Below are 25,468 nucleotides of genomic sequence, written 5' to 3' on the forward strand. Positions count from 1 at the left end.
CGGAGGCGTCGTGGACCCGTGTCGCGGCGGCGCCGCCGGCCGAGGTGGATCGTAGGCGAGCACGAGGAGGCCCCAGTGGCGACGAAGACCGCGACCGGCGGGCTGAGCCGGATCACCATCGTGGCACCGCGGACCAGAATGGACCTGGCGGTGCCGTCGGACGTTCCGCTGGCCGACCTGCTGCCCACGCTGCTGCGGTACGCCGGTGAGGACCTCGCCGACGAGGGCGTGCGGCACGGCGGATGGAGTCTCTCCCGGCTTGGCGGACAGCCGCTGGACGGTGGCCGTACCCCGGCGCAGCTCGGCGTGCGCGACGGCGAGGTGCTCTACTTCAACCCCCGGGCCGCCGCCGCCCCGGAGATCGTCTTCGACGACGTGGTGGACGCCGTCGCCACCGCCACCAACCAGCGCCCCGGCACCTGGCAGGTCGGCACCACCCGCGGCTTCGCGGTGCTCTTCGCCGGGGCGGCCCTGGCGGCCGGTGCGGCGGCGGCGCTCTTCGCTGGTCCGCCGCAGCTGCCCGGCGCGCTGGCCGCACTCGTGGTCGCGGTCGCCCTGGTGGTGAGCGCAGCGGTGCTGTCCCGGGCGGCCGGCGACAGCCGGACCGGCGCGGTGCTGGCCATGGGCGGCCTCGGCTACGCGGCGATCGGCGGCCTGTTGGTCCTCGCCGGAGACCGGAAGCTGACCGACCTGGCCAGCCCGCACGTGCTGCTGGCCGCGACCGCGGTGGTGCTCTTCGGCGCGGTGGCCGCGCTCGCCGTCGGGGATCGGCTGCCGCTGTTCCTCGGGACGGTGGGCGTGGGCGCGGCGGTCGGCTTCGGCGCGGTGCTCTGCATGGCCTTCAGTATCGGCGCGGCGGCCGCCGCGGGAGTGGTCGCGACCGTCGCGTTCGGGGCCCTGCCGGCGCTGCCGATGGTCGCCTACCGGCTGGCCCGGCTGCCGGTGCCGTCGATTCCGACCGGACCGGACGACCTGAAGACCGACACGGAGTCGGTCGACGGCCCGCAGGTGCTGCGCAAGAGCGAGCGCGCGGACGCGTTCCTCACCGGTCTGCTGTGGATGGTGACGCTGGTGGCGCTCGGCGGTCAGGTGGTGCTCGCCGACAACGGTCGGCTGCCGGCGGTGCTGCTCTGCCTGCTGCTGGCTCTGTTGTCGCTGCTGCGGGCCCGGCCGTTCACCGGCCGCGCCCAGCGCACCCCGATGCTCCTCGCCGGCACCCTCGGGCTGGGGCTGACCGCCGCGGCCACCTTCTGCGCCGGGCAGCTGCCGGTTCGGCTCGGGATCGTTCTCGGCGGCCTGCTGCTGGCGGCGGTGATCAGCCTGATCTACGGCCTCACCGTGGCGGGCAAACGGATCTCACCGGTCTGGGGCCGGCTCCTCGACATCATCGAGATCCTGCTTATCGTCGCGCTGGTGCCGATGGCCGCCTGGGTCTGCGGCCTCTACGGCTGGATCGTCAGCCTTCGGCCGTGACCGTGCCCATGGCGGTGGCGACCGGCGCGGTGGCGTAGACGCCCGGTCCGTGCTGCCCGTCCAGCGGGCGGGCCGGCACGCCGCTGCGCTTGGCCACGTCCCGGACGACCTTGACCAGTGCCTCGGCGTGACCGTCCATCGCCGCCACCCGCAGCAGCGGTGGTACCCGCCGGCCGCCGGGCAGCACCATCGCCGCGACGGTGTGCGACGGCGCCGAGGTGGCCGTCACCGCGTCCACCAGCGCGCCCAGCGACCCGTTGGGGCGTACCCGCAGCGCCAGGCAGCGCTGGGTCCAGCCGCCGCCGCGCAGGCTCGTCCAGCTCTCGACCGGTGACTCGGGCGCCAGGTCGAGACCGGCTCCCGAGACCACCGCCGCGTGCAGCTCGTCGCGGCCCAGGACGCGGTGGCCGAGGCCGGCGGCGTTCAGCGCCTTGCCGAGCCGGCCGATCCCGGCGGCGACGGTACGGTGCACCCCACGCAGTCCACCGCCCCGGCTCACCGTCTCGGCGCGGGCGTCGGAGACCGAGAGCCGCAGCGCCACCCAGACCGTGCGGTGGGCGGCCGGCGGCGCACCCGGCGCCGGGTACCAGACCAGGGTGTGCGACACGACCTGGGTCTGGGTGACCGGACCGGCGAAGTCGGCGAGCACCGCGAGGGCACGGTCCACCATCGCCGCCTCGACGGATCCGGCGGGCGCGCCGGGCCGGCCGGTCAGCGCGACCGCGGCGAACCAGCCCCGGTCGTCCTGACCGATGCCGAGCCGGGTGCCGCGCTCGGTCAGCTCGACGACGGACAGATCCGGGGCGAGCGCGGCCAGCCGCGGGTCGCCGGAGGGGGCCGCACCCCGCGCGCGGTCCCGCCGCCGGCGCAGCCGGCGGCGCAGCACCAGGTCCTCGTACCACCAGCGGCCGCCCCGGCGGGCGAAGGCGGCGGCGATCGCCGCCCCGGCCAGCGACGTGACGGCGGCGAGCACCCAGGCCGGACCGGCGGTGGCGAACCAGACGGCCAGCGCGGCGCACTCCAGCAGCACGAGCTGACCGACGACGACCGGACCGAGCCGGCCGCGCCGACGCCGGTCGGCCGGGGTGACCGGCCGATCCTCGGGCACGGCGGAGGCGGTGGCCGTACGACCGGTTGGCGCCTGGACCTCAGTCATCGGTGAGCGTCCCTTCTGGACATTCTGGGCATCCGCCGGTTCGGTGCGTCGCCGGAGCCCGGGCGGGGTCCCGGTGAACCGTCGACGGCCCCTTATCGTAGGGAAGCCCGCGGCGGAGTATCGGACCTGATCGTCGCGGACCCACCCCTGCCGGAGGTTTTTCATGCGGACCCGCCGCGATCAGGTGCAGGCGTACCGCTTCGTCACCCGCCGGATCGTCTCGGCGCTGCTCTCCGGCGACCCGGAGACCAACGACCTGCCGATGCGGCGGCTCGGCCTGGCGGTGTTGGGCAGCGTGATCGCCGCGTCCGTCGTGCTCGGTGGTGCCGGCGCGTACGGGCAGCTCACCGGCCACGCCGCGCCGCTGGAGACGAACACGTTGGTGATCGAGCGGGAGACCGGCGCCACGTACATCTTCAGCGACGGGGTGCTGCACCCGACACTCAACTACGCCTCGGCCCGGCTGATCCTCGACGAGGCCGCGCCGACCGTCCGGACCGTGTCGCAGGCGTCCATCAAGGAGCGTCCGCGAGGCCGGGCGGTGGGCATCGTCGGCGCTCCCGACGACCTGCCGGACAGCAGGTCGCTGGTCGGGTTGCCCTGGTCGGTCTGCGACGTGCCCGACCCGGCCGACCCGCGGCGATCCACCACCCGGCTGGTGATCGACCGGCCGTTGCCGGGCGGCACCCCCCTCACCGACCAGGCGGTCCTGGTGCGGACGAACGACGCGCGATACCTGCTCACGGGCGGTGCCCGGCTGCAGGTGGTCGGCGACGAGCAGGCGCTGGTGGCATTGAAGATGGCCGGAGCGACCACCCTCACCGTGGGGCAACAGCTGCTCAACGCGGTGCCGGTCGGGCCACCGCTGCGCAGGCCGACCATCGACGGCGACGGTGAATCCCGCGATGTGGCGGTGGGGGGCCGCCCCGCGAAGGTCGGCCAGGTCTACCGGGCCGTCGGCACCTACTACGTGCTGACCAGGAAGGGGCTGGTGCCGGTCAAGGAGATGACCGCGTTGCTGTTGCTCGGCAGCGGCGGCCAGGTCACCGACATCACGCCGGACCAGGCCGGCCAGCTCTACGTCGACCAGCGGCTGGATGCCGAGGGGCTGCCGGACAAGCTGCCCGCCCTGCACGAGGTGCGACCGGGCCGGACGGTGCTCTGCGTCACGTACCGGTCGGGCGGGCCGGGTCAGCCGCTGATCACCACGCTGGAGGTCTTCGACCAGCCGCCGGCTGAGCTGACCGTCTCGCCCGGCGTGGCCGCTCGGCAGGGCCCAAGGGACGCCGTACGCACCACCGAGAGCGTGTTGCTGCCCGGCGGCAAGGGCGTGCTGGTGCAGGCGACAGCCGGTGAGAGCGGCACCGCGGCGGCTGGCAGCACGGTCTACCTGATCACCGCACAGGGGGTCCGCTACCCGCTCGGCACCGCCACCGGCGACGCGAAGACCGCGCTCGGGTACGGCGACGTGGAGCCACTGGCGGTGCCCGCCTCGTTGCTGGCGCTGGTGCCGACCGGACCGACGCTGGAGCGGCGGGACGCGATGACCCAGTTCGATCCGGGTGCCGAGTCGCCTGGGGCGACACCCGCACGGGACGACACGCTGGCGACGCAAGCTCAGGACGATTGACCCGCTGCTGTCCGATGTGGGGCTCGGCGTCTGGCGGGTCGCCCTGGGCTGCCCGGGTCGACTAACCTGGGTGTGGCCATCGGTTGTCGACAATGACCACGGGGATCTCCATGACCGGGCGCACGACAGTAGACGTACTCTCCCTGAAGGACTTCCACCAGCGGCTCAAGCTCCGGCTGGGCGAGGCCGAGTCGGTGTTGAAGAAGCTCAACACCGAGATGCAGCACCATCCGCCCGCGCTGGGCACCTTCACCGACGCGACCGGCAACATCCGTCGCTACTCGGAGACGTACACGAGCTACGTCAACCACGCGGAGCGGCTACGCCGGGCGATCGCGGCCGTCGAGGAGGCCACTCGCAAGATCATGACCAACTACCGGACCGCCGAGGCGCGCAACGCCGCCGCCGCGGCCGACATCATCGCCGCGCTCTCCGGGCTGACCAAGGTGATGAAGCCGGCGAAGGGAGATGATCCGCGTGTCTGAGTACACCCGGCGCTACGAACATGTCAGCCACAGGGAGTTGTACCAGGGTGTCACCGCGGGCGACCCGACGCAGATCGATGGGCTCGCCGCGCAGTGGAGCTCGCTGAAGGACACCCTCGAGAGCCTCGGCCGGGACCTGGCCGACGACCTGGACGCGTTGGCCAAGACCTGGACGGGCGACGCCGCGCGGAAGTTCCACCAGCGGGTGAGTCTGGCGGTCGAATATTCCGGCAACCTCGCCCACGGTGTGGCCGGCCTCCGGCAGGCGCTCGACATGATGGCCACCGAGCTGCGCACCGCCCAGTCGAAGGCGGAGAGCCCGGAGGAGACCGACGACAACGACAAGCTGGTCTCCGGTGCCACCAAGGGCTTCCTGATCGGTGGGGTTGCCGGCGCGGTGATCGGCGGGATCGTCGGTCACGAGCAGGACAAGGCCGAGCAGGACAAGGCGCACCAGCGGATGGTGCGGGTCGTCGCCGACCTGGCCGAGGGTTACGACCTGTCCGCCTACGGGCGGGTCGTCGTCCCCGAGCCGCCCGACGACGACCTGCCGGGCCACACCGACCCGTCCAGCCCGATACTGCGCCACGGCCCAACGGTGGATACGCCCTCGTCCGGGCCGACCTCCAACACCTTTGTGCAGCCCCTGGGGCACACCGCGACCACCTCGGTCGTGCAGCACACCGCCCCGAACGGCGGCACGGTGGACGGCGGCGCTCCGGGAAGCCCGGGCACGGGCAACCCCGGCGCCATCGGCACCATCGGCAGCCCGGGCACCATCGGTGTCGGCGGCCTGGTCGACCCGGCCGGCACCTCCCTCGCCGGCGCCGGCCCGGTGACGGTCGGCGGGCCGGCGACCACCGGCCTCGCCGGCACCGGCGGCGGCGCCACCTCGACCGCGCCGACCGGCGGCGGGGGCCTCTACGGAGCACCGGGGGTGGTCGGCACCGGGTCGCTGGCCGGTGCGGGCACGGCGGCCGGCGGCCCGGCGGGCAGGGCGGCCGGCTTGGAAAACCGTTCGGCGGCCGGCACCGGGCGACTCGCCGCCGGGCGGGGTGCCGTGGTGGAGTCGGAAGGCCGGTCCAACAACGGCGGCCGCGGCACGACCGGGCGCTCCGCGATGGCCGGGCGCAACGGCGTGCTGGGCGGGCGCCGCGAGCACGGCGAGGACGAGTCGGAGGAGCGGCTCACCTGGCTGACCGAGGACGAGATGGTCTGGGGCGACGGCCGGTCGGCGCCGCCGCCGGTGCTCGGCACCGACTGACCGCACGCTGACCGACGGCGCGGCGACCCCTCACCGAAGGGGTGCCGCGCCGTTCGCATTCGCACAGCCAGGTATACCTAGTGCGTATACCTGATGTGTATAGTCACGCCCATGTCGATCGGACACACCTTCCTCGGGCTGCTGGAATCCAGCCCCCGACACGGATACGACCTGAAACGGGCGTACGACGAACGCTTCGGGCACACCCGGCCGCTGCACTTCGGCCAGGTCTACTCGACCCTGTCCCGGCTGCTCCGCAACGGCCTGGTCGAGGTGGACTCGGTCGAGCCCGGCGAAGGACCCGAGCGCAAGCGGTACGCGATCACCGAGGCGGGGGTGACCGACGTCCAGCACTGGCTGTCCCAGCCCGAGAAGCCGGAGCCCTACCTGCAGAGCATCCTCTACACCAAGGTGGTGCTCGCGCTGCTCACCGACCGCCCCGCCGCCGACCTGCTGGACACCCAACGGGCCGAGCACCTGCGGCTGATGCGCGAGCTGACCCGGCGCAAAACCCACGGTGACCTCGCCGACCAGCTCATCTGCGACCACGCGCTCTTCCACCTCGAGGCGGACCTGCGCTGGCTGGAGCTGACCACGGCACGCCTCGACGAGCTGGCCAAGGAGGTCCGGGGATGACCGGCGACGCCCTCCTGATCGCGGAGGACCTGCACAAGTCCTTCGGCCCGACCCCGGCCCTCGCCGGCGCCTCGGTCTCCGTACGCGCCGGTGAGGTGGTGGCGCTGATGGGCCCGTCCGGGTCGGGCAAGTCCACCCTGCTGCACTGCCTGGCCGGCATCCTCCGCCCCGACCAGGGCCGGGTGCACTACCGGGGCACCGAGCTGACCTCGCTCTCCGATGCGGCCCGCAGCGCCCTGCGCCGCCGGGAGTTCGGCTTCGTGTTCCAGTTCGGGCAGCTCGTACCGGAGCTGACCTGCCTGGAGAACGTCGCGCTGCCGCTGCGGCTGGAGCGGGTCCCCCGCCGCGAGGCGGAACGGCGGGCCACCGAGTGGCTGGACCGGCTGGAGGTGACCGACGTCGCCGGCAAGCGGCCGGGCGAGATCTCCGGCGGCCAGGGCCAGCGGGCCGCAGTGGCCCGCGCACTGGTCACCGGCCCCCGGGTGGTGTTCGCCGACGAACCCACCGGCGCCCTGGACTCGCTCAACGGCGAGCGGGTGATGCGCCTGCTCGCCGCCGCGGCCCGGGAGGCCGGGGCGGCCGTCCTGCTGGTGACCCACGAGGCGCGGGTGGCGGCGTACTCCGATCGGGAGGTGGTGGTCCGCGACGGCCGGGCCCGCAGCCTGGAGCAGGTGGCGTGACCACCGTGGAGATGCGACGGCCCGGCGGCCGGCTGCGGGCCGGGCTGGGCGACCTGCTGATGGGTGCCCGGATGGCCTTCACCGGCGGGCGGGAGGGCTGGACCCGGACGGTGCTGACCGCGCTCGGCGTGGGCGTCGGCGTCGCGATGCTGCTGCTCGCCGCAGCGGTGCCCAGCGCGATCGACGCTCGGTCCGGCCGGACCGCGGCCCGGTCTGACACGGGTAACCGGCAAGAGCTGTCGGCGGCGCCGAACACGCTGTTGATCACCTCGGTCGACACCGTCTTCCGGGGGCGCTTCGTGCGGGGGCGCATCGTCCACCCGGAGGGCCCTGACGCTCCGATGCCACCCGGGCTTGCCGCCTTTCCCCGTGACGGCGAGACGGTCGTCTCACCGGCGCTGCGCGCGCTGCTCGACTCGCCGGACGGGCCGCTGCTCGCACCCCGCCTGGGCGGAGCCCGGGTCACCGGCACGATCGACCCCGAGGGCCTGTCCGGCCCCCACGAGCTGGCCTTCTTTCTGGGTCGCGACACCATGCCAACCGAGGACGTGACCCGCCTGGACCGCTTCGGCAACCCCGACGCCGGCGAGGCACTCAGCCCGCTGCTGTTGGTGCTCATCGTGGTGGTCTTCGTGGTGCTGCTGCTGCCGATCGTGGTGTTCCTCGGGGCGGCCGTCCGCTTCGGCGGCGAGCAGCGCGACCGTCGGCTCGCCGCGCTCCGGCTGCTCGGTGCCGACACCGGCATGGTCCGCCGAATCGCCGCCGGGGAAGCGGGCACCGCCGCCCTGATCGGGCTCGCCGTCGGTGCGCTGCTCTTCCTCGCCGGTCGCCAACTGGCGACGCTGATCTCGCTCTACGACATCAGCGTGTTCCCTGGCGACCTGCGCCCGGTGCCGTGGCTGGCGGCGCTGGTGGCGCTGGCCGTGCCGCTGCTCGCTACAGGGGTGGCGCTGCTGGCCCTGCGCGGGGTGCTCGTCACACCGCTGGGCGTCAGCCGCCGGGCCACCCCGGTACGGCGTCGGCTCTGGTGGCGGATCCTGCTGCCCGCCGCCGGGCTCGCGCTGCTGCAGCCGCTCACCGACGTGCGGGCCGTCCGTTCCGACCTCGCCCAGGCCCAGGTCGCGGCCGGCGCGGTGCTGCTGCTCGTCGGCGCGGTCACCCTGCTGCCCTGGCTGGTCGACCTGCTGGTACGCCCGCTGCGCGGCGGCCCGCCACCCTGGCAGCTCGCGATCCGGCGCCTTCAGCTCGACAGCGCCGCCTCGACCCGGCTGGTCAGCGGGGTGGCCGTCGCCGTGGCCGGCACCATCGGGCTGCAGATGCTGGTGGCCGGGGTGCAGGACGAGTTCCGGGAGAGTACCGGCCAGGACCCAACCCGGGCCCAGGCTTCCGCCTGGCTGCCCAACCCGCCGGAGCCCGGAAAGGCCCTGGCGCAGCTCGCGGCGATCCCCGGAGTGACGCGCAGCATCAGCACCTTGAATCTGACCGCGGACTTCCCCACCAAACCCGCTGGCGCGGGTCGGGCGGATGCCAGCGGCATCGAGATGCTGGTCGGTGACTGCGCGACGCTGGCCGAGTACGGCGACCTCGGTTCCTGCACCGACGGCGATGTCTTTCTGCTCTGGCCGGACGACCCCATCTCCGGCACCGCTCCCGGCGCGCTGCTGAGCCTCGGCGACAGCACCATGACCTGGCGGGTGCCGGCGAACACCCGGACCGTGCCGGCACGCGACGACCCGATGGGGGGCCGCCACAGCGCACTGTTGGTCACCCCCGGGGCGATGCCGTCCCTGCCCCGATCCGGGGTCTCGGCCCACGCGCTGCTCAGCCTGGACCCGCAGGACCCGGACGCGGTGGAACGGGTCGCCGCCTACGTCGCTGGGCTGGACCTGTTCGCTTCGGTGAACGCACTGACCGGAGTCCGGGAAAACAAGCAATTCGCCAACGTCCGACGCGGGCTGGTCGCCGGCGCGGTGGGCACCCTGCTGCTGATCGGGGTGAGCATGCTGGTCGGCGTCCTGGAGCAGCTCCGGGAACGCCGCCGGCTGCTCGCCGCGCTGGTCGCCGTCGGTACGCCCCGCAGCGCGCTCGGCTGGTCGGTGCTGGGGCAGACCGGGGTGCCGGTGCTGGCCGGGCTGGTGCTCGCCACCGGCATCGGGGTGGCGATGGGCGTGGCCCTGCTCAAGATGGTGGGCGCGCCGGTGGTGGTGAGCTGGCCGGTGGTGGCGCTCGGCGTCGGGCTCGGCGCCGCGGTGGTGCTGCTGGTGACGCTGGCGAGCCTGCCGGTCCTCTGGCGGCTGACCCGTCCGGACGGGTTGCGATTCGAGTGACCTCGACGGTCCACCCGGTGGTTCGGGGCACCGGGTGGACCATCGACTCGCGTCGGCAGTGGTCTGTCCACAGCGCAGGGTGTGGCGGGTCACGCCCCCGACACGCCGGTCGAGCTGCGCGAGACGGATCCGCCGGATAGGTTGGAGCGGTGCTGCCCGTAGCGTTCACCCCGCCCCTCTGGGCGACGACGCTGCGCACTGTGCGGGACCTGATGCGGGTGGCGGTGGCCGCCCTGGTGCTCGTCGTCGGGCTCAACGGGCTGGCCACCGCACCGGCCACCGCACCCGCTCCCGTCGAGGCGACCGTCTTCAGTGCGAGCACGGCAACCGGCGCATCGGCCGTCGAGGTCCGGGTGGCCGCGCCAGACGGGCAGGCCACGGCCGGGCAGTCGCGCCGGGTGCCCGCAGTGCCGGCTCCCGGCGTACCGTCGCGGCACCTCGACCACGACGTGGCGCCGCCGCCCGCGGGCGCCGTCGTCGTGCCGGCCGCCGATCCCGACCGCGAGTCGATCGCCCGCCGCGGCCCGCCGCGCGCCTGAGCGTGCCGGCCGCCCACGCGGCCTTCGCTGCATCCATCGCCGTCCCATCGGGTACTACCCCCACGGCACTGTCGCGTCGACGGCGATCCGCCGCCCGTCCACCGGGCCCAGAGCTTGAGTTCCGACCGTTCCACCACGAGGTGTTGGTGATGCAGACCGTTTTCTCCACCGTCCTGCCCGACGTTCCGCAGGCCGCCGGGATCTGGCTGACCCTGCTCGCCGTGGCGGCGATCGTCATCGCCGCCCTGATCGTCCGCCCGGCTCTGTTCCGCTCGGTGTTCGGCGATCGGATCAGCGAGGCGGCCATGCCAACCAGCCTCGAGCTGGCCGAGGAGGCCCGCGAGCGGGCCCGGTACGCGCAGGAGGTCGACGTGGCGGCGACCCGCGCGGCAGCCACCGCCGATCGGCGGCGCACCGAGTGGCTGGCGGCCCAGGAGGAGGTCGAGGAGGCGTGGCGGGCGTACGAGGCGGCCGAGGAGGACGTCCGCCGGCTGGCTGTCGCCGCCGCGCTGCCCCTGCCGCGTACCGCCCAGACCCCCGCCGAGTATGCGGACCGGGAGCGTTGGCTGCACCGGGCGGCGCTGGACGCGCAGCGGCGCAAGGAGATCACGGTGGAGCAGCTCAACGACATTCTCGGCCACCGGGGCTGGGACCCGCGCCGGCACCCGGTGGAGCAGGAGCTGCTGCTGCGCCGGCTGGTCCGGGACAACCTGCGCGCCCGGCAGCGAGCCGCCCAGGACCGGGAGCAGGCCGCCTGGCAGGCCGCCGAGCTGGCCGCCGCCGCCGCGCGGAGCCTGCGCGACGAGGCGTACGCGGCGACCTGTCCCGCGCCCGAGTCGCAGTCGTCGCTGTCCATCGTGGGTCTCACCGCGCCGGAGGCAACTCGGGAGCTGCCGACCACGGGCCGGCCTGCCGAGATCACCCGCGAACTTCCGCCAGCCGGCCGGGGCCGGGCTGCCGTGCCGGTCTACTGACCCGCCGGCCCGGTTCGCGGAACCGGGTCGGCGTTGGGCGGATCAGCCAGCCCGGCCGCTGGCTGATCCGTTCACGTCATCAAGTTCGTAGCGCCCCAGTCACAAACGTCTTGCGCCGGCACGTTGCCCACAGCTCGCGCGGGCCGGGCGGTATGTCCGGTTCGGCGGTGAGCAGGGCCACCGGGACGGCGGAAATCGGGGCCCATCGCCGCTCGTTGCACTTCCGGTACGAGAACAGCGAGCGCCACTTTTGGTGCTGCGTCTCCCCGGAGGCGTCAACCCCCGAATGGAGCCTCGACATGAACTCGATTTTCCGTAAGAGCATGCTGTCCGCCGCCGGTCTCGTCATGTCCGGTGGCGTCATCGCCGGTCCCGTCGTGGCCGCGCACGCCGACTCGGCGGACGCCCCGTCGGCCACCACAGCGGCCGCTGGCAACGGCGACCAGAGCGCCGACTACCAGTACCAGGCTCAGCCCAACGCCTACTACTGCGGCCCGGCCTCGACCCGGATCGCGCTGTCGGCCGAGGGTAAGCAGGTCAGCCAGGACCAGCTGGCCAGCGAGCTGGGCACCACGGTGAACGGCACCGACTCCGCCTTCGACATCACCCGGGTGCTCAACGATCACACCGGTGGCCGGTACAAGACCACCGAGCTCTCGGACGACGTGGCCAACCAGGCCCAGATCGATCAGCTGCGGAACGACGTCAAGACTGCGGTCGACCAGGGTCGCCCGGTCGTGGCCAACGTCCTGGGCACCGCGCTGGATGTGGACGGGGTCGCGCACAGCTACACGGGTCACTACCTGACGGTGGTCGAGTACAAGGACGGCGGCAACACCGTGCTGATCGCCGACCCGGCCAGCCCCGGCGAGCCGACGTACTGGATGAACGTGACCGAGCTGGCCAACTGGATCGCCAGCCGCGGTTACAGCTCCTGACCCAGCGATAATCGAGGGCCGGTCTCCCCGAACGGGAGGCCGGCCCTCGCCGTGTTCGACGCGTAGCATGGCCGCCGTGCCGCGACCGGTGATCTTCGACCTCTTCCACACGCTCATCGACGGGGCGGACTCCGAACGGGACCGGGTGGTCGGGGAGATGGCCCTGATGGTGGGGGTGGAGCCGGCGGCGCTGGTCGACGCGTACCACGCCACCTGGCGGGACCGGATGCTGCGCTGGGACGTCGCGGAGACCGTACTCGTCCTCGCCGGACGGCTCGGCGGGACACCGACCGAGGAGCAGGTGGCCCGGGCTGCCGCGCACCGCCGGGAGCTGGCCACCCGACTACTGGGCCGTGTCGCGCCGGAAACCCTCGCGGTGCTCGACGCGCTGCGCGCCGACGGCCACCCGCTCGGCCTGATCAGCAACGCCACCGCCGAGACCGCCGAGGCGTGGCCGGCCGGCCCGCTGGCCCGCCGCTTCGACGCCGCCGTGTTCTCCTGCGAGGTCGGCGTGGCCAAGCCCGACCCGGCGATCTACCGGGCGGCGGCCGAGCGGCTGGGTGTTGACGCGAGCGACTGCGTCTTCGTCGGGGACGGCGCGGACGGCGAGCTGGCTGGCGCGCGGGCGGCCGGCCTGACGGTGATCCGGACCACCGAGCACCGCGACAGCGATCCCGACTGGACCGGGCCGGCGCTCGCCTCCCTCGGCGAGCTGCCCGCCCTGCTCGGCAGGGCGTAGCCGCCCAGTGAATCAGGCGGCCGGCGGATCAGGCGGCCGGCGGGTGCGGATCGAGCGGGCGCTCGAAGAAGCTCTCCAGCACCACCACGGTCTGCGTGCCCGTGACGCCCTCGACCTCGAACAGCCGGCGCAGGCTGGCCTGCAACTGCTCGGGCGTACCGACCCGGATCTTGACCAGCAGCGATGCGGGGCCGGCGATCACGTGCGCCTCCTCCACCTCGGGCAGGGCGCGAGTCCCAGCCTGCGCCGGTTTCAGGTACTTCACCTTCGGCGGCCCGAAGCGCAACCACCTCTACATCTGCGCCTCCAGCTCGCTGTACAGCCTGCGGGTGAACGTCAACGGGGTCCGCTACCCGGGTTGGTGATCAATCCCCGGGGTGATCCGCCGGGCCAGCGACCGGAGACCCGAACACGCCACCCCGGGCCGTCCGCACGGGACGACCCGGGGTGGCGGCGCGGTCAGCGGTTGCGGTTGCCCTGGTCGATCCGCTGCTGCGCCACCTGCTCGCCCTTCTGGACCTGCTTGTCGTAGCGGTCGCCGGTGCGTTGGTCGACCTCCTGGCCGGCCTTCTGGACACCCTGGTCGGCCTGCTTGGGATGCTGTTCGGCGAACTGCTCGGCCTTCTTCATGTAGTCACTCATGCCCGATCTCCCTTCCTCACGCCTTCGCCTTCCCCGTCAGGCCGAGCACAAACGACTCCATGATCGACACGAGGGTCAGGCCGGGTGGGGAATGCAGAGGTGGGTGACGAACCAGGTGCCGGCCTGGTCGGCCACCTGGTCGAGCGTGCCGGGCTCCTCGAAAAGGTGGGTGGCGCCGGGGACGATCCGCAGCTCGGCAACCTCGCCCAGCTCGGCCCGCGCCTGCTCGTTGAGCACGATCACCTCCTCGTCGAGGCCGCCGACCAGCAGCAACGTCGGCGCGCGCACCTTCGACAGGGCATTGCCGGCCAGGTCCGGCCGCCCGCCCCGGGAAACCACCGCGGCCACCCGGTCCGGCCTGGTGGCCGCCGCCACCAGGGCCGCTGCGGCACCGGTGCTGGCGCCGAAGAGGCCGATCGGCAGTCGGCCCAGCGTCGGCTCGTCGCCCATCCAGTCGACGATGCCGGCCAGCCGCTCGGCGAGCAGCCCGATGTCGAAGCGCAGCTCGGCGGTCTGAGCGTCGAGCACGTCCTCGTCGGGAGTGAGCAGGTCGACCAGCACGGTCGCCAGCGACCGGGCGTTGAGCTGGCTCGCGACGGCCACGTTGCGCGGGCTGTGCCGCGAGCTGCCGCTGCCGTGCGCGAAGAGCACCACGCCGGTCGGACCGGACGGCATGAACACGTCGGCGGCCAGCCCACCCTCGGCCACCGGAATCGTCACCTCGCGCGTATCCATGCCCCCGCTTACCCCACCCCACCTCCCCCAACCGCCGTTTGCCACCGGGACGATCGGGAAGGCGCGGGGTGACCCACGGACCGGCGCAGCCGCGCCCCGACGGATCGCGAGGATCGTCATGGCCCAGCAGCAGAACAGATCCCGCCAGCAGGACGCCCAGCAAAAACGCCGCGAACAGGACGCCGAGCGCTCCCGGAACTGGGCCGACGAAGCGGCGCAGGCACGGACCGCCGACGACCCGCGGGCGATGGCGCCCCGGGACGCCGAGGGCCGGCCGTCCAACGGCCGCCAGTTCTGACGTACGCACCTGCGGCCCGGCCCTGTCCACCGGGGCCGGGCCTGCCCAGCAGGGCCGGGGCCGACTGAGCCCGGTGTGGGGCAGCCGGCTTATTTGGTGTTGTCCGGCAGGTGCATGAGGGGTGCCCGGCCCGGCGGCTGCTCCGGCTGCGGCCCGCACGGTTCGGCCGGCGGCACCGGCATGGTGACCGGCTGATCGCAGGTGATCCGGATCGGCTCGCCATGATGGCGCAGCTCCAGCACGGTGTCCGGCCCGCCGTGCCGCAACGAGTACGTGGTCTGGTGCGGCCGGACGTCGACCCGCAGGTGCAGGGAACGCCACTGGAGCGAAAACTCCAGGCGGCTCAGCCGGCTGGACAGGCGCGGCGAGAAGGAGAGGATGCCCTCGTGGTCGCGCAGGCCGCCGAAGCCGGCGACCAGGGCGATCCAGGCTCCCGCCAGCGAGGCCATGTGTACGCCGTCGCGGGTGTTCTCGTTCAGGTCGTGCAGGTCCATCAGCGCGGCCTCGCGCAGATAGCGGTGCGCCAGCTCGGGGTGTCCGACCTCGGCCGCCATCACCGCCTGGGTGCACGCGGAGAGCGAGGAGTCCCGGACGGTCCGCCGCTCGTAGTAGAGGAAGTTCCGCATCTTCTGCGGGCCGGCGAACGCGTCTCCCCGCCAGTGCATCGCCAGCACCAGGTCGGCCTGCTTGACGACCTGCTTCCGATAGAGGTCGAAGTACGGGTAGTGCAACAGCAGCGGGTACTTCTCGGGCGGGGTGTGCTCGAAGTCCCACTCCTGCAACCGGGTGAACCCCTCCACCTGCTGGTGCACGCCGATTTCGTCGTCGTACGGGATATGCATGGCACGCGCGGCGTCCCGCCAGGCGGCCGCCTCCTCCTCGGTCACCCCGAGTTCGTACGCCTGGTCCCGCAGGCGCATCGCGCACTCGGCGGCGGTCAGCAGGTTCCGCTGTGCCATCAGGTTGGTGTATATGTTGTCGTTCTTGACCGCGGTGTACTCGTCGGGGCCGGTCACCCCGTCGATGTGGAACTGCCCGTTCCGGTCGTGGTGGCCCAGGGAGTGCCAGAGCCGGGCGGTCTCCACCAGCAGCTCCAGGCCGATCTCCCGCTCCAGCGTCTCGTCCTCGGTGGCGAGCAGATAGCGCCGCAGCGCGTCGGCGATGTCGGCGGCGATGTGGAACGCGGCGGTGCCCGCCGGCCAGTACGCCGACGACTCCGGGCCCTCAATGGTCCGCCAGGGAAAGGCGGCACCCCGCAGGTTCAACGTCCGGGCCCGTTCGTGTGCCTGCGGCAGGGTCGAGTGACGCCAGTAGAGCGCGTCGCGTACCGCGCCGGGCTGGGTGTAGGTGAGCACGGGCAGCACGAACATCTCGGTGTCCCAGAACGCGTGCCCGTCGTACCCCGGGCCGGTGAGCCCCTTCGCGGAGATCGGCCGGCGTTCGGCCCGGGCGCCGGCCTGGAGCACGTGGAACAGCCCGAAGCGGACAGCCTGCTGCACCTCCGGATCGCCCTCCACCCGGACGTCGGAGGCGTCCCAGAAGTCGTCCAGGTATTCCCGCTGTGCCCGGCGCAGGCCGTCCCAGCCGTCCAGGCGGGCGGCGGCGAGGGCCGCGCCGACCTGGTCGCGCAGCGCCGGCAGCGACCGCCGGCTGGACCAGCCGTACGTCAGGTACTTGATCACCCGCAGCGTCTGGCCCGGCTTGAGCACGCCGCCGATCGTGGTCCGGACCCAGTCCTCGTACCCCTCGGAGGAGATCGTGGTGCGCTCCGGGCCGTGTATCTCGTGCGCCATCGCGGCGGCGACCCGCAGCCCGCTCACCTTGGTCCGGTGGATCAGCAGGCCGCCGTCGGTGGTGGTCAGTTCCTCCTCAGCCTGCAGGGGCGACTCCAGAACGGCCGCGACCCGTGGGTCGCGGCTCTGCGGCGGCAGGGTCTCGTTGGCCACCAACTCGGACTGGAGGATCAACCGCATCGGCCCGCCGACCGGCTCGACCTCGTAGTTGATCACGGCGACCGTACGCTGGGTGAATGACACCAGCCGGGTGCTGCGGACCTTGACCTCCCGCCCGGCCGGCGAACGCCAGTGCAGCTCCCGGTGCAGGGTGCCGGCCCGCAGGTCGAGAATCCGCTCGTGGAACAGGAGCTCGCCGTACCGGACGTCGAGCGGTTCGTCGTCGACGAGCAGCCGGATCAGCTTGCCGTTGGTGACGTTGACGATGGTCTGGCCGGACTCGGGGAAGCCGAAGCCGGCCTCCGCGTACGGCAGGGGCCGCAGCTCGTAGAAGGAGTTGAGGTAGGTGCCGGGCAGTCCGTGCGGCTCCCCCTCGTCCAGGTTGCCGCGCAGCCCGACGTGGCCGTTGGACAGGGCGAAGACCGACTCGGACTGGGCCAGCACGTCCATGTCGAGCCGGGTCTCGCGGATATGCCAGGGTTCGACGGGGTACGCCCGTTCCCGGATCATCGGACCGGCTCCGTCATCAGCTCGGCCAGGTCGGTCACGACCACGTCGGCACCGTTCGCGCGCAGGTCGTCGGCCTGGCCGACCCGGTCGACGCCCACCACGTACCCGAAGCCGCCGGCCTTCCCGGCGGCAACGCCGGAGAGCGCGTCCTCGAAGACAGCGGCCTGCTCCGGCGCCACCCCGAGCAGTTGCGCGCCGGCGAGGAAGGTGTCCGGCTGCGGCTTGCCCCGCAGCCCCCGCTCGCGGGCGAACAGCCCGTCCACCCGGGCCTCCAGCAGCCGGTCCAGCCCGGCCGCCTCGACCACGGCCTGGCAGTTGGCGCTGGCCGAGACGACCGCTCGGCGGAGCCCGGCGCGGGCCGTCGCCTCCAGGTAGCGCACCGAGCCCTCGTACACCTCGACCCCGTCCTCGCGTAGCCGCTTGAGCAGGACCACGTTCTTGCGGTTGCCCACTCCGTTGATCGTGTCCGCCTCCGGCGGATCGTCCGGCGTGCCCTCGGGCAGGCTGATCCCACGGGAGGCCAGGAAGGAGCGCACCCCGTCGGCGCGCGGTTTTCCGTCCACGTACCGGTTGTAGTCCGGGCCGGGGTCGAACGGGCGGAACGGCTCGCCGGTGGCCGCCGCACGATCTTTCAGGAACGCGTTGAACGTCTCGGTCCAGGCGGCGTTGTGCACCTTGGCGGTCTGCGTCAGCACACCGTCCAGATCGAAGAGACAGGCGGTCACGTGATCAGGTAGACCCAGCACCGTATGAATCTATCCACCGGATCGTCCGGGGAAACCCGATTCTGCGCGTCAACGGTTCGGCCGGAGCGTCCAGGTCACCGTCATGACCGAGGTGGTGGTGCCGTCCTCCGTGCCGATCTCCACCTCGACCGGGAACTCCGGGCGCTGCCCGGCGTCCAGCTCGGCGAGCACCACCGCCCCGGAGGCGGTCTCCCCGAGGGTGAACATGGCCCCGGCGTGCGGCCCACCGACGTGGTTGCGGTGCTCCGGGTTGTCGGGGAGCCGGACGACGGCCCGCACCCCGCCCTCGGCCTCGGGCGCGACCTCGACGAATTCGATATCGAGCGTACGGGCGAACGGCACGGCCGCCAGCAGACCGACCGCCACCTGGCGAGAGTCGACGGACACACCCGCACGCTACTCGTCGGTAACTACCCGGGCAAGGGCGCGGCCGTAGCGTGTTAATAAGGGGCCCCTCCTCTACCGGAGACGTCAGTAGGGGGCCCCTCCTTATATCTCAGCGCCAGCCGACGTCGATGCGGTCGCCGCGCTCGTCGAAGAAGTGCAGGGCCTCCATGCGTACCTGGACGGCCAGCGGGTGCCCCGCCGTGACCGCCGGGTACGGGGCGAGCCGGACGGCCAGCTCCGCCGGGCGGCGGTGGTGCCGGCCGGGGTCGGGAAGCACGCTGGTCCGGTTTCCGCCACCGCTGGGGACCGCCGCGGCGGCCGGGGCGTCCCCGGCCCGCCCGGTGAGCCGCTGCATGACCTGACCGAACCGGCGCAGCCCGCGCTGGCCGGGCATAGCGTTCTCCACCGGGCTGCTCATCTCGTCGACCACGATCGCGGTGGCGCCGATGTCCAGGAAGGCCAGCGACTCGTGGCCGTGGTGCTCCAGGTAGCGGATCCGCCCGTGGAGCAGGTGACCGGGGCTCTCCGGGGCGACCGGGGTAAGCGCCTCGGCCCGCATCCCGACCACGATCCGCTCGCCGTGATAGTGCGAGACGGCCCGGGCACGAATGTCGCTCCAGGGCAGGTAGAGCGTCTGCTCGCCGAGGTTGAGCGCGACGTACCGGTCGAGGTGAACAAAGACCGACGCCTCCAGCAGGTTCATCCGGGGGCTGCCGAGGAACGCGGCGACGTAGAGGGTGGCCGGCCGGCCGTACACCTGGGTGGGGGTGCCGACGTCCTGCAGGACGCCCTTGCGCATGATGGCGACCCGGTCCGCCATGGTCAGCGCCTCGGCCTGGTCATGCGTGACGTAGATGGTGGTGACGCCCAGCTCGCGGGTCAACCCGGAGATCTCGGCCCGCAGCTCGGCGCGGAGGCCGCTGTCCAGGTTGGAGAGGGGCTCGTCCATCAGGAACAGCCCCGGTCGGCGTACGATCGCCCGGCCCATCGCGACCCGCTGCCGCTGCCCGCCGGAGAGCTGACTGGGCTTGCGGCCGAGCACGTCGCCGATGCCGAGCGCGCCCGCCACATCCTGGATCCGCTCCCCGCGCGCGTCCGGCTCGATCCCGGCCAGCCGCAGCGGAAAGCCGATGTTGTCGCCGACGGACATGTGCGGATAGAGGGCGAAGTCCTGGAAGACCATGGCGATCCGCCGGTCCCGGGGTGGCAGGTCGTTGGCGACCTCGCCGTCGAGCATGACCGCACCCGTGGTCGGGTCCTCCAGCCCGGCGACCATCCGCAACACGGTGGACTTGCCGCAGCCCGAGGGGCCGAGCAACACCATGAATTCGCCGTCATTGACGTCCAGATTGATGGTGTCGACCGCGATTGTTCCGTCCTGGAACACCTTGGTGACATCCTTGAGCGCGACGGTGGCCACCGTCACCTCCCCTGATTGGCCGAAACCCGGAGATGACTGTGACGAGTGTCATCGAATTAGCACATCGGGTAAACGTGCCATGTTTCAGACCGGCTCGTCGATGAAGATCCGGCGTACCACCCGCTCGGCGGCGTGACCGTCGTCGAGCGCGCAGAACCGGGCCCGGAATCGCTGCCGGGCCTGCTCGGCCGGCTCGGCCCCGAATGCGCCGGACCGGAACACGTCGAGCAGGGCGGAGAAGTCGAGGGCCACCGCGCCCGGCGGCTCCGCCAGCAGGTCGAAGTAGACGCCGCGGGTGACCCGGTACGCGTCCCAGTCCGGGGCGTAGACGACGATCGGCCGGTCCAGGACGGCATAGTCGAACATGGTCGAGGAATAGTCGGTGACCAGCACGTCCGCGGCGAGGTAGAGCTTCTCCACCGACTCGTGGGCGCTCACGTCCAGCACCCCGTCGCTGGTCGCGCCGCGGGGCCGCCGGTCCCGGTCGTGGAAGTAGTGGCTGCGCACCAGCACCCGCCCGGACGGGCCGAGCACCTCGCGCATCCGGTCCGGGTCGAACGGCGGCCGCCAGCCGGGCAGGTGCTCCCGATGCGTCGGCGCGTACAACACGACCGTCGCATCGGGGTCGATGCCCAACTCCGCCCGAGCCTGGCGACATTGCGCCGGGGTGGCCAGCGCCAGCCGGTCGTTGCGCGGGTAGCCGACCTCCAGACTGGTGAACCCGGCCGGGTACGCCCGCTCCCACATCTGCGTCGAGAAGCTGTTCGAGGTGACGCTGTAGTCCCACCGGTCCATCCGGCGCAGCAGCGCGGCGAAATCCATCCCCACCGCGCCGAGCGGGTACCGCTGCTGGTCCAGCCCCATCACCTTGACCGGGGTGCCGTGGTGGGTCTGGATGTGCACCGACCCCGCGCGCTTGCGGACGTGGTCCGGGAAGTTGACGTTGTTGATCAGCCAGCGGGCCCGGGCCAGCACCCGGTAGTAGTCCCGGGTGCCGGCGATCACGTACTCGACGCCGGGCGGCAGGCTGGCGACCCGGTCACGCCGGACGATCCACACACCGCGTACCTGAGGCGCCAGCCGCCGGGCGGCGGCGTAGATCGCGGCCGGGTTGCAGGCGTACCCCCGGTACCAGTACGCGGCGTAGACGGCGAGGTTCTCATCGAGCGGCCGGCGCAGCTCGGCCCGGTAGTACTCGCCCAGCACGCCGTCCCGCGCCCCCCGGGCGGCCCGTCGGGCCACCGGCAGCACCCGCCGCCGGACCCGGCGGACCGAGCGCCGGGCGTGCTCCTCGGCTCGGTGGGCCGCGCGGAGCGCGCTGAACGTCCGCCAGCGCCCGGCGGCCACCAGCCGGTGCTTCACGCCGTCCAGCCCGGGTGGCACCGGGTAATCCTCGGGCGGTAGGAGGCGAACGTAGTCCTCGTGCACCCGGGCGAAGAACGCGGGCCGCAGTTCGGGGGCGATCCGTGCGCCGTTGCCGAGCACGGTCAGGTAGTGCCAGATCATCCGCTCGAAGATCGCGGGGCGGAGCGCGGCCACCTCCGGTCCCCACCGGTCCATCAGCTCGAAGACCCGGTGCCACTGGGCGAACACCTCGAAGTGCCGGTCCCCCTGGGTACGGGTGATCGCCCCGGTCCGGCGTTGCCGGTAGTTCAGGCAGATCCGGTCCAGTACGCCGATCCGCTCGGCGGCCAGCAGCACCGGGTAGCTGAACGAGACGTCCTCGTACCAGCCGGGCGCGAAACGCAGCTCCCGCTCGGCCAGGAACTCTCGCCGGACCACCCGGTTCCAGGCGGTGTGCAGCAGCCGGACGGTCTCCGGCCGGTCCCGCAGCTGGAACGTCACCGCGCCGGGTGGCGCCGGGAACACCTCGGACATGGCGCTGCGAACGCCCACGTTGTCCCAGTACGCCCGGATATGGTCGACGATCAGCGCGTCCGGCCGGGTGGCCCGGAGCCGGTCCGCCACGTGCGGCAGGCAGCCGGGGACCAGCCAGTCGTCGCCGTCGACGAACCAGACGTACTCGCCGACGGCCCGGTCCAGCCCGACGTTGCGGGCCGGACCGAGCCCGACGTTCTCGGCGAGCCGGACCGGGCGGACCCGGGGGTCGCGGTCCGCGTACTCGGTCAGGATCTCGCCGCTGCCGTCCGGGGAGGCGTCGTCGACCCCGATCACCTCCAGGTCGCCGTACGGCTGGCCGAGGATCGAGTCGAGACATTCCCGCAGGTAGCCCTGCACCCGGAAGGCCGGTACGACGAAGCTGATCAGGGTCATCCCGGCCGGCCCTCCGTCAGCCCGGCGAGCGGCCACCCCCATCCACCGGGACCGGCGCCCGTCGGGCGCGGGCCGGCAGGACCACCCAGGCGAGGACCACGCTCGCGACAAAAACCACGAGAAGGTACGCGCCGATTGTAATCAGCCCAATACTCGTGATTCCGGTTTTCGATGCTGCGGCCAGCACGATCGAGCGCACATCCCAGCCAGCCGTCGCCACGTGCAGCGGCGGGGCCGCCTGCCGCTTCTCCAGCCGGGCGGTCAGGTCGTAGTGGTGCAGGGTGAGCACGAAGACGTACCCGAAGATCAGCCAGGCCGGCGCGCGGCCCGCCACCCCGACGGCGATGGCGAAGAGGTACTCTCCGGCCCGCAGCGCGGCCGGCACCAGCCAGTCCAGCGGCCCGGTGTGCGGTGCCCGCGCGCCGAGCGCGCCGACCAGCAGCACCAACGCACCCAGCGGCACCGCCCAGCCCGGCAGCCGCTGGCCGGCGTGCACGGTGGCCAGCGCCCAGATCAGCAGCGTCGCCGCGCTGACCGCGCCGAACACCGCGAGCGCCAGCGGGCCGGGCCGGCGGACCGCCGGCACCGCCCGGGCCCACGGCCCGTCGTCGCGGTGCAGCGTGACGTCGACCGTGGCCATCACCGGCACCCGCATCCAGCGCGCCCGAAGCGTCCGCAGCGCCCCGGTGTACGCGAACGCCAACGTGCCCCAGGCCAGCACCGCGCAGAGCGCGACCAACGGACCGAAGAGCGCGGCGGTCAGCGCGATCAGCGCCCACCGCTCGCCGATCGGGAAGACCACCGTCCGCTTCAGCCAGTACGACACCGAGCCGGTGTCCGCCTGCACCTTGGTCGAGGCGGCGTTCAGCTTCCCGCCGATGCCCCCGGCCTGCTCGGTCGCCCGGCCGGGCCGGCGGGCCGCCTCGTCGTGCAGCGCGCCGTACCAGGTGTCGGTCATGTGCCGCACGGTCTGCAGGGTCATCGCGGCGATGGCCAGGGCCCAGCCGTAACGGAAGCCGGCGTGCGTGGCGCCGTAGCCGAGGCCGGCGTAGACGACGTATTCCTTGGCCCGGTCGGCCATGGTGTCCAGCCAGCCGCCCCAGGCACTGAATTGCCGGGTGTAGCGGGCCAGCTGCCCGTCCACGCAGTCGAGCACGAAGCCCAGGTAGAGCAGGATCGCCCCGGCGACCAGCGCGGGCCGCCCGCCGACGCCGAAGAGCAGCGCGGCGGCCACCGCGAAGGCCACCGAGATCATGGTCACCGCGGTCGGGCTGAGCCGCAGCCGGGCGGCGGCCTTCGTCACGTACGGGGACCAGGTGCTGACGAAGAACGTGGTGAAGAAGTCGTCCCGCTCCTTCACCGACAGCCGCAGCTCGGCCCGGTCCTCGTCGACCGCGGCCACCGCCGCCTCGGCCCGGTCCGCCTCGGCGGGCGTGTTGACCCGATGCGCCACGAGCAGGCGTACCCGGTGGGCGAAGCACCGCGTGCCGCCCGCCGCGAGCTCGGCGAAGAGCTGATCCACCGCGCCCGCTGCCCGGGCCTGCCCAGTGGGCATCGGCTCGCCCGGCACGGCGGCCTGCCCGCCCGGCGCGATGGCCGGCGTGGCGGCCCTGGCCGCCGCCTCGGCCGCGACGGCGAGGGCCGGCAGGTCGGCCGAGCCGACCCGCAGCACGCCGCCGAACACCCCGGTCGCACCCTCGGCAGCGCCGACGGCCACCACCTGGCCGCGCTCCTCGCGGACCGGCACCTGCCCGGGCGCCGGCGGGTCGGTGAGCACCAGGGCCACCGTCGGCCCCACCGGGCTGGTTGCCAGGTGCCGGAGTACGGCGGTGTGCGCCACCAGATCGGCCCCGCTGACCAGCACCGGGCCGGTGGCGCCGGCCACCAGGGCGGCCAGGTCGGGCAGGTCGACGGCCACCCGCACGTCGCTCGCCCCGGCCCGCTGCCACTGCCCGACGAGCCGGTCGACCAGGCTTTTCCCGGCACCGGTGGTCAGGCCCGCGGCCGCATCGGCGGCGAGCACGATCGCGAGCGTCACCGCGGCGCGGCGCTGGCGTACGCCTGCAGCGCCTCGTCGATCGTGCCGTCCACGGTCAGCCGCCCGGCGTCGAGGTAGAGCCCCCGACGGCAGAACCGGGCGAGGTCCTTTTCGTTGTGTGAAACCAGCACGAGTGTGCGCCCTTCCGCGAGAAGTCGCTCGATGGTCGCATAGCACTTCGCACGGAACTCCGCGTCCCCGACGGCGGTCACCTCGTCCACCAGGAGCAGGGGGTGCGGCAGGTGAGCGATGACCGCGAAGCCGAGCCGCACCTTCATCCCCGAGGAGTAGTGCCGGACCGAGGTGTCGATGGAGCGTTCGACCTGTTCACCGGCGAAGGAGACGATCTCGTCGAAGTGCCGCCGCAGGTACGCCGTCGACAGCCCGTGCAGCCCGCCCACCAGGTAGAGGTTCTCCCGGCCGGTCAGGTCGTTGGAGAAGCCGGCGGAGAGTTCCAGCAGCGGGGCCACTGCCCCGCGTACCCGGATCCGGCCCTCGTCGGGGATCAACACCCCGGCGATCAGCCGCAGCAGGGTGCTCTTGCCGGTGCCGTTGCGGCCGATCACCCCGACCGTCTCCCCCGGCTCGATCCGGAAGGACACGTCCCGCAGCGGCCAGAACTGCCCGGCGGGGTTGTTCCGCCCGCCCCGGTGGATCAGCAGCTCCCGCAGCCGGAGCTGGCGGCGCCGGTTGCGGACGAACCGGATGCCGAGCCGATCCGCCTCGACGATCGCCATTCAGAGTTCCTTGAGCACGGCCGGTTCGAGCCGGCGGAACGACCACCAGCCGGCCGCCAGCACCAGCAGACTGCCCAGCAGGGTGATGGTGAGCAGCCGGGCGTCGGGGAACTCGTCCGGGTACCAGATCGAATGTTGCAGCTGGAAGATGCCGACCAGGGGATTGAACTCGTAGCCGAGCTTGACCCAGGCCGGCATGCCGGAGTCCCGTACCAGACTGAGCGGATAGATGATCGGGGTGGCATAGAAGAGCAACCGGATGATCAGCCGCATGAAGCGCTCGATGTCCCGCATCAGCACGTTGAACGCCGACAGCAGCAGCGCGGCCCCGATCAGCAGGATGAACTGCACCGCCACGGCCAGCGGCAGGGCGAGCAACGTCCAGCCGAGGTGGATCTTGCCGTGCGCCGCGTAGATCGCCGCCACGCCGGCCAGCACGGGCAGGCCGGCGGCGTACTCGGCGAAGCGGCCGGTGACCCGGCCGATCGGAAAGACCTGCCGGGGCACGTTCATCGTGGTGATCAGCCGGGCCTGCCCGGTCAGCGCGTTCGTCGCCTCGTTGAGGGCGGAGCTGGCCCACATCCAGGCGAAGATCCCGGTGATCAGGAACAGCGGGTACGACCCGGCCGCCTCGCCCAGGTGCCGGCGGGTGGCCCCGGAATAGAGCACCCCGAACACGAACCAGTAGATCAGGCCCATGCCGAGCGGCTCGATGAGCGACCAGAGGTATCCCAGCACCGACTGCTGGTACTTCACCGCGAGGTCCCGCTTGACCAGGATGCGCAGCGAGTTGCGGGCCGACCAGAGCGCGGCGACTCCTGTCGTCACCGTCCCATCCTCGCCCGGGCCACCCGCCCTCGACGCCGGTGCGCCCCAGGTCACCCCATC

Annotated in this window: 24 protein-coding genes and 1 pseudogene; 13 read left to right on the forward strand and 12 right to left on the reverse strand. The window is 72.8% G+C overall.

What is annotated here, in order from left to right; genetic code table 11:
* The first annotated feature begins 75 nt into the window (after positions 1–75).
* The gene (gene eccD, locus ABZ671_RS01875; RefSeq protein ID WP_357849591.1) at positions 76–1,473 is read left to right on the forward strand and encodes a type VII secretion integral membrane protein EccD; all 1,398 of its coding nucleotides are present in this window, start codon (positions 76–78) and stop codon (positions 1,471–1,473) included.
* Here eccD and ABZ671_RS01880 read toward each other — a convergent pair.
* The gene (locus ABZ671_RS01880) at positions 1,457–2,629 is read right to left on the reverse strand and encodes a type VII secretion protein EccE (protein WP_357849593.1); all 1,173 of its coding nucleotides are present in this window, start codon (positions 2,627–2,629) and stop codon (positions 1,457–1,459) included. The two genes, eccD and ABZ671_RS01880, sit on opposite strands and share 17 nt — an antisense overlap.
* 163 nt (positions 2,630–2,792) lie before the next feature.
* On the opposite strand from ABZ671_RS01880, the gene eccB reads away from it, so the two are divergent.
* From eccB to ABZ671_RS01930, 10 genes are all read left to right on the forward strand, one after another.
* Positions 2,793–4,259, forward strand: coding sequence for a type VII secretion protein EccB (eccB, locus tag ABZ671_RS01885; protein ID WP_357849596.1), 1,467 nt, complete (start codon positions 2,793–2,795; stop codon positions 4,257–4,259).
* Between the two features lie 110 nt (positions 4,260–4,369).
* Positions 4,370–4,744: a hypothetical protein gene (locus ABZ671_RS01890; RefSeq protein WP_357849599.1), complete on the forward strand. Its 375-nt coding sequence runs from the start codon at positions 4,370–4,372 to the stop codon at positions 4,742–4,744.
* On the forward strand, positions 4,728–6,008 hold the full coding sequence (locus ABZ671_RS01895) for a WXG100 family type VII secretion target (protein WP_357849602.1): 1,281 nt from the start codon (positions 4,728–4,730) through the stop codon (positions 6,006–6,008). Before ABZ671_RS01890 ends, ABZ671_RS01895 begins: the two co-directional genes overlap by 17 nt.
* 111 nt (positions 6,009–6,119) lie before the next feature.
* Positions 6,120–6,644 carry a PadR family transcriptional regulator gene (locus ABZ671_RS01900; protein WP_357849605.1) on the forward strand — a complete coding sequence of 175 codons (525 nt, stop codon included), beginning with the start codon at positions 6,120–6,122 and terminating at the stop codon, positions 6,642–6,644.
* Entirely contained in the window at positions 6,641–7,324 is a 684-nt protein-coding gene (locus ABZ671_RS01905; protein ID WP_357849608.1) for an ABC transporter ATP-binding protein, read from the forward strand. Before ABZ671_RS01900 ends, ABZ671_RS01905 begins: the two co-directional genes overlap by 4 nt.
* Positions 7,321–9,651 carry an FtsX-like permease family protein gene (locus tag ABZ671_RS01910; RefSeq protein ID WP_357849610.1) on the forward strand — a complete coding sequence of 777 codons (2,331 nt, stop codon included), beginning with the start codon at positions 7,321–7,323 and terminating at the stop codon, positions 9,649–9,651. The genes ABZ671_RS01905 and ABZ671_RS01910 overlap by 4 nt, the downstream gene beginning before the upstream one ends.
* A gap of 149 nt (positions 9,652–9,800) precedes the next feature.
* Complete coding sequence (locus ABZ671_RS01915; protein ID WP_357849613.1) at positions 9,801–10,190, forward strand: hypothetical protein; 390 nt, start codon at positions 9,801–9,803, stop codon at positions 10,188–10,190.
* 149 nt (positions 10,191–10,339) lie between these two features.
* Entirely contained in the window at positions 10,340–11,164 is an 825-nt protein-coding gene (locus ABZ671_RS01920; RefSeq protein ID WP_357849615.1) for a hypothetical protein, read from the forward strand.
* Between the two features lie 299 nt (positions 11,165–11,463).
* Positions 11,464–12,102, forward strand: a complete 639-nt coding sequence (locus ABZ671_RS01925; RefSeq protein ID WP_357849618.1) for a C39 family peptidase — start codon at positions 11,464–11,466, stop codon at positions 12,100–12,102.
* 76 nt (positions 12,103–12,178) lie between these two features.
* Positions 12,179–12,841 carry an HAD family hydrolase gene (locus ABZ671_RS01930; protein WP_357849621.1) on the forward strand — a complete coding sequence of 221 codons (663 nt, stop codon included), beginning with the start codon at positions 12,179–12,181 and terminating at the stop codon, positions 12,839–12,841.
* A 28-nt stretch (positions 12,842–12,869) separates the two neighbouring features.
* Here ABZ671_RS01930 and ABZ671_RS01935 read toward each other — a convergent pair whose 3' ends face one another.
* On the reverse strand, positions 12,870–13,127 hold the full coding sequence (locus tag ABZ671_RS01935) for an Lrp/AsnC ligand binding domain-containing protein (RefSeq protein WP_357849624.1): 258 nt from the start codon (positions 13,125–13,127) through the stop codon (positions 12,870–12,872).
* Here ABZ671_RS01935 and ABZ671_RS01940 point away from each other — a divergent pair.
* Positions 13,105–13,206: pseudogene (locus ABZ671_RS01940) on the forward strand (SMP-30/gluconolactonase/LRE family protein); the annotation flags it as partial. The gene ABZ671_RS01935 and the pseudogene ABZ671_RS01940 sit on opposite strands and share 23 nt — an antisense overlap.
* A gap of 94 nt (positions 13,207–13,300) precedes the next feature.
* Here ABZ671_RS01940 and ABZ671_RS01945 read toward each other — a convergent pair.
* Both ABZ671_RS01945 and ABZ671_RS01950 read right to left on the reverse strand, forming a co-directional pair.
* Positions 13,301–13,483 carry an antitoxin gene (locus ABZ671_RS01945; protein WP_357849627.1) on the reverse strand — a complete coding sequence of 61 codons (183 nt, stop codon included), beginning with the start codon at positions 13,481–13,483 and terminating at the stop codon, positions 13,301–13,303.
* A gap of 75 nt (positions 13,484–13,558) precedes the next feature.
* The gene (locus ABZ671_RS01950; protein WP_357849630.1) at positions 13,559–14,218 is read right to left on the reverse strand and encodes a dienelactone hydrolase family protein; all 660 of its coding nucleotides are present in this window, start codon (positions 14,216–14,218) and stop codon (positions 13,559–13,561) included.
* 118 nt (positions 14,219–14,336) lie between these two features.
* Between ABZ671_RS01950 and ABZ671_RS01955 the strand changes: the two genes are divergently transcribed.
* Positions 14,337–14,516, forward strand: coding sequence for a hypothetical protein (locus ABZ671_RS01955; protein WP_357849633.1), 180 nt, complete (start codon positions 14,337–14,339; stop codon positions 14,514–14,516).
* 89 nt (positions 14,517–14,605) lie between these two features.
* On the opposite strand, the gene ABZ671_RS01960 is transcribed toward ABZ671_RS01955, so the two are convergent.
* The 8 genes from ABZ671_RS01960 to ABZ671_RS01995 form a co-directional block, all read right to left on the reverse strand.
* Positions 14,606–16,978, reverse strand: coding sequence for a glycosyl hydrolase family 65 protein (locus tag ABZ671_RS01960; RefSeq protein ID WP_357849634.1), 2,373 nt, complete (start codon positions 16,976–16,978; stop codon positions 14,606–14,608).
* Positions 16,975–17,724 carry a beta-phosphoglucomutase family hydrolase gene (locus tag ABZ671_RS01965; protein ID WP_357849637.1) on the reverse strand — a complete coding sequence of 250 codons (750 nt, stop codon included), beginning with the start codon at positions 17,722–17,724 and terminating at the stop codon, positions 16,975–16,977. Before ABZ671_RS01965 ends, ABZ671_RS01960 begins: the two co-directional genes overlap by 4 nt.
* A gap of 48 nt (positions 17,725–17,772) precedes the next feature.
* Positions 17,773–18,111 (reverse strand): DUF4442 domain-containing protein, encoded by a 339-nt coding sequence (locus ABZ671_RS01970; protein WP_357849640.1) that lies wholly within the window; start codon positions 18,109–18,111, stop codon positions 17,773–17,775.
* Positions 18,112–18,220: 109 nt separating this feature from the next.
* A complete protein-coding gene (locus ABZ671_RS01975) occupies positions 18,221–19,531 on the reverse strand; it encodes an ABC transporter ATP-binding protein (RefSeq protein ID WP_357849643.1) in 1,311 nt (436 codons plus the stop codon).
* Between the two features lie 84 nt (positions 19,532–19,615).
* On the reverse strand, positions 19,616–21,805 hold the full coding sequence (locus tag ABZ671_RS01980; RefSeq protein ID WP_357849646.1) for a bifunctional glycosyltransferase family 2 protein/CDP-glycerol:glycerophosphate glycerophosphotransferase: 2,190 nt from the start codon (positions 21,803–21,805) through the stop codon (positions 19,616–19,618).
* A gap of 16 nt (positions 21,806–21,821) precedes the next feature.
* Entirely contained in the window at positions 21,822–23,843 is a 2,022-nt protein-coding gene (locus ABZ671_RS01985; protein WP_357849648.1) for a DUF5941 domain-containing protein, read from the reverse strand.
* Complete coding sequence (locus ABZ671_RS01990; protein ID WP_357849650.1) at positions 23,840–24,580, reverse strand: ABC transporter ATP-binding protein; 741 nt, start codon at positions 24,578–24,580, stop codon at positions 23,840–23,842. Before ABZ671_RS01990 ends, ABZ671_RS01985 begins: the two co-directional genes overlap by 4 nt.
* On the reverse strand, positions 24,581–25,408 hold the full coding sequence (locus tag ABZ671_RS01995) for an ABC transporter permease (RefSeq protein ID WP_357849653.1): 828 nt from the start codon (positions 25,406–25,408) through the stop codon (positions 24,581–24,583).
* Positions 25,409–25,468: the final 60 nt, after the last annotated feature.

The organism is Micromonospora sp. NPDC006766 (genome assembly GCF_040636055.1).
GTDB lineage: Bacteria > Actinomycetota > Actinomycetes > Mycobacteriales > Micromonosporaceae > Micromonospora.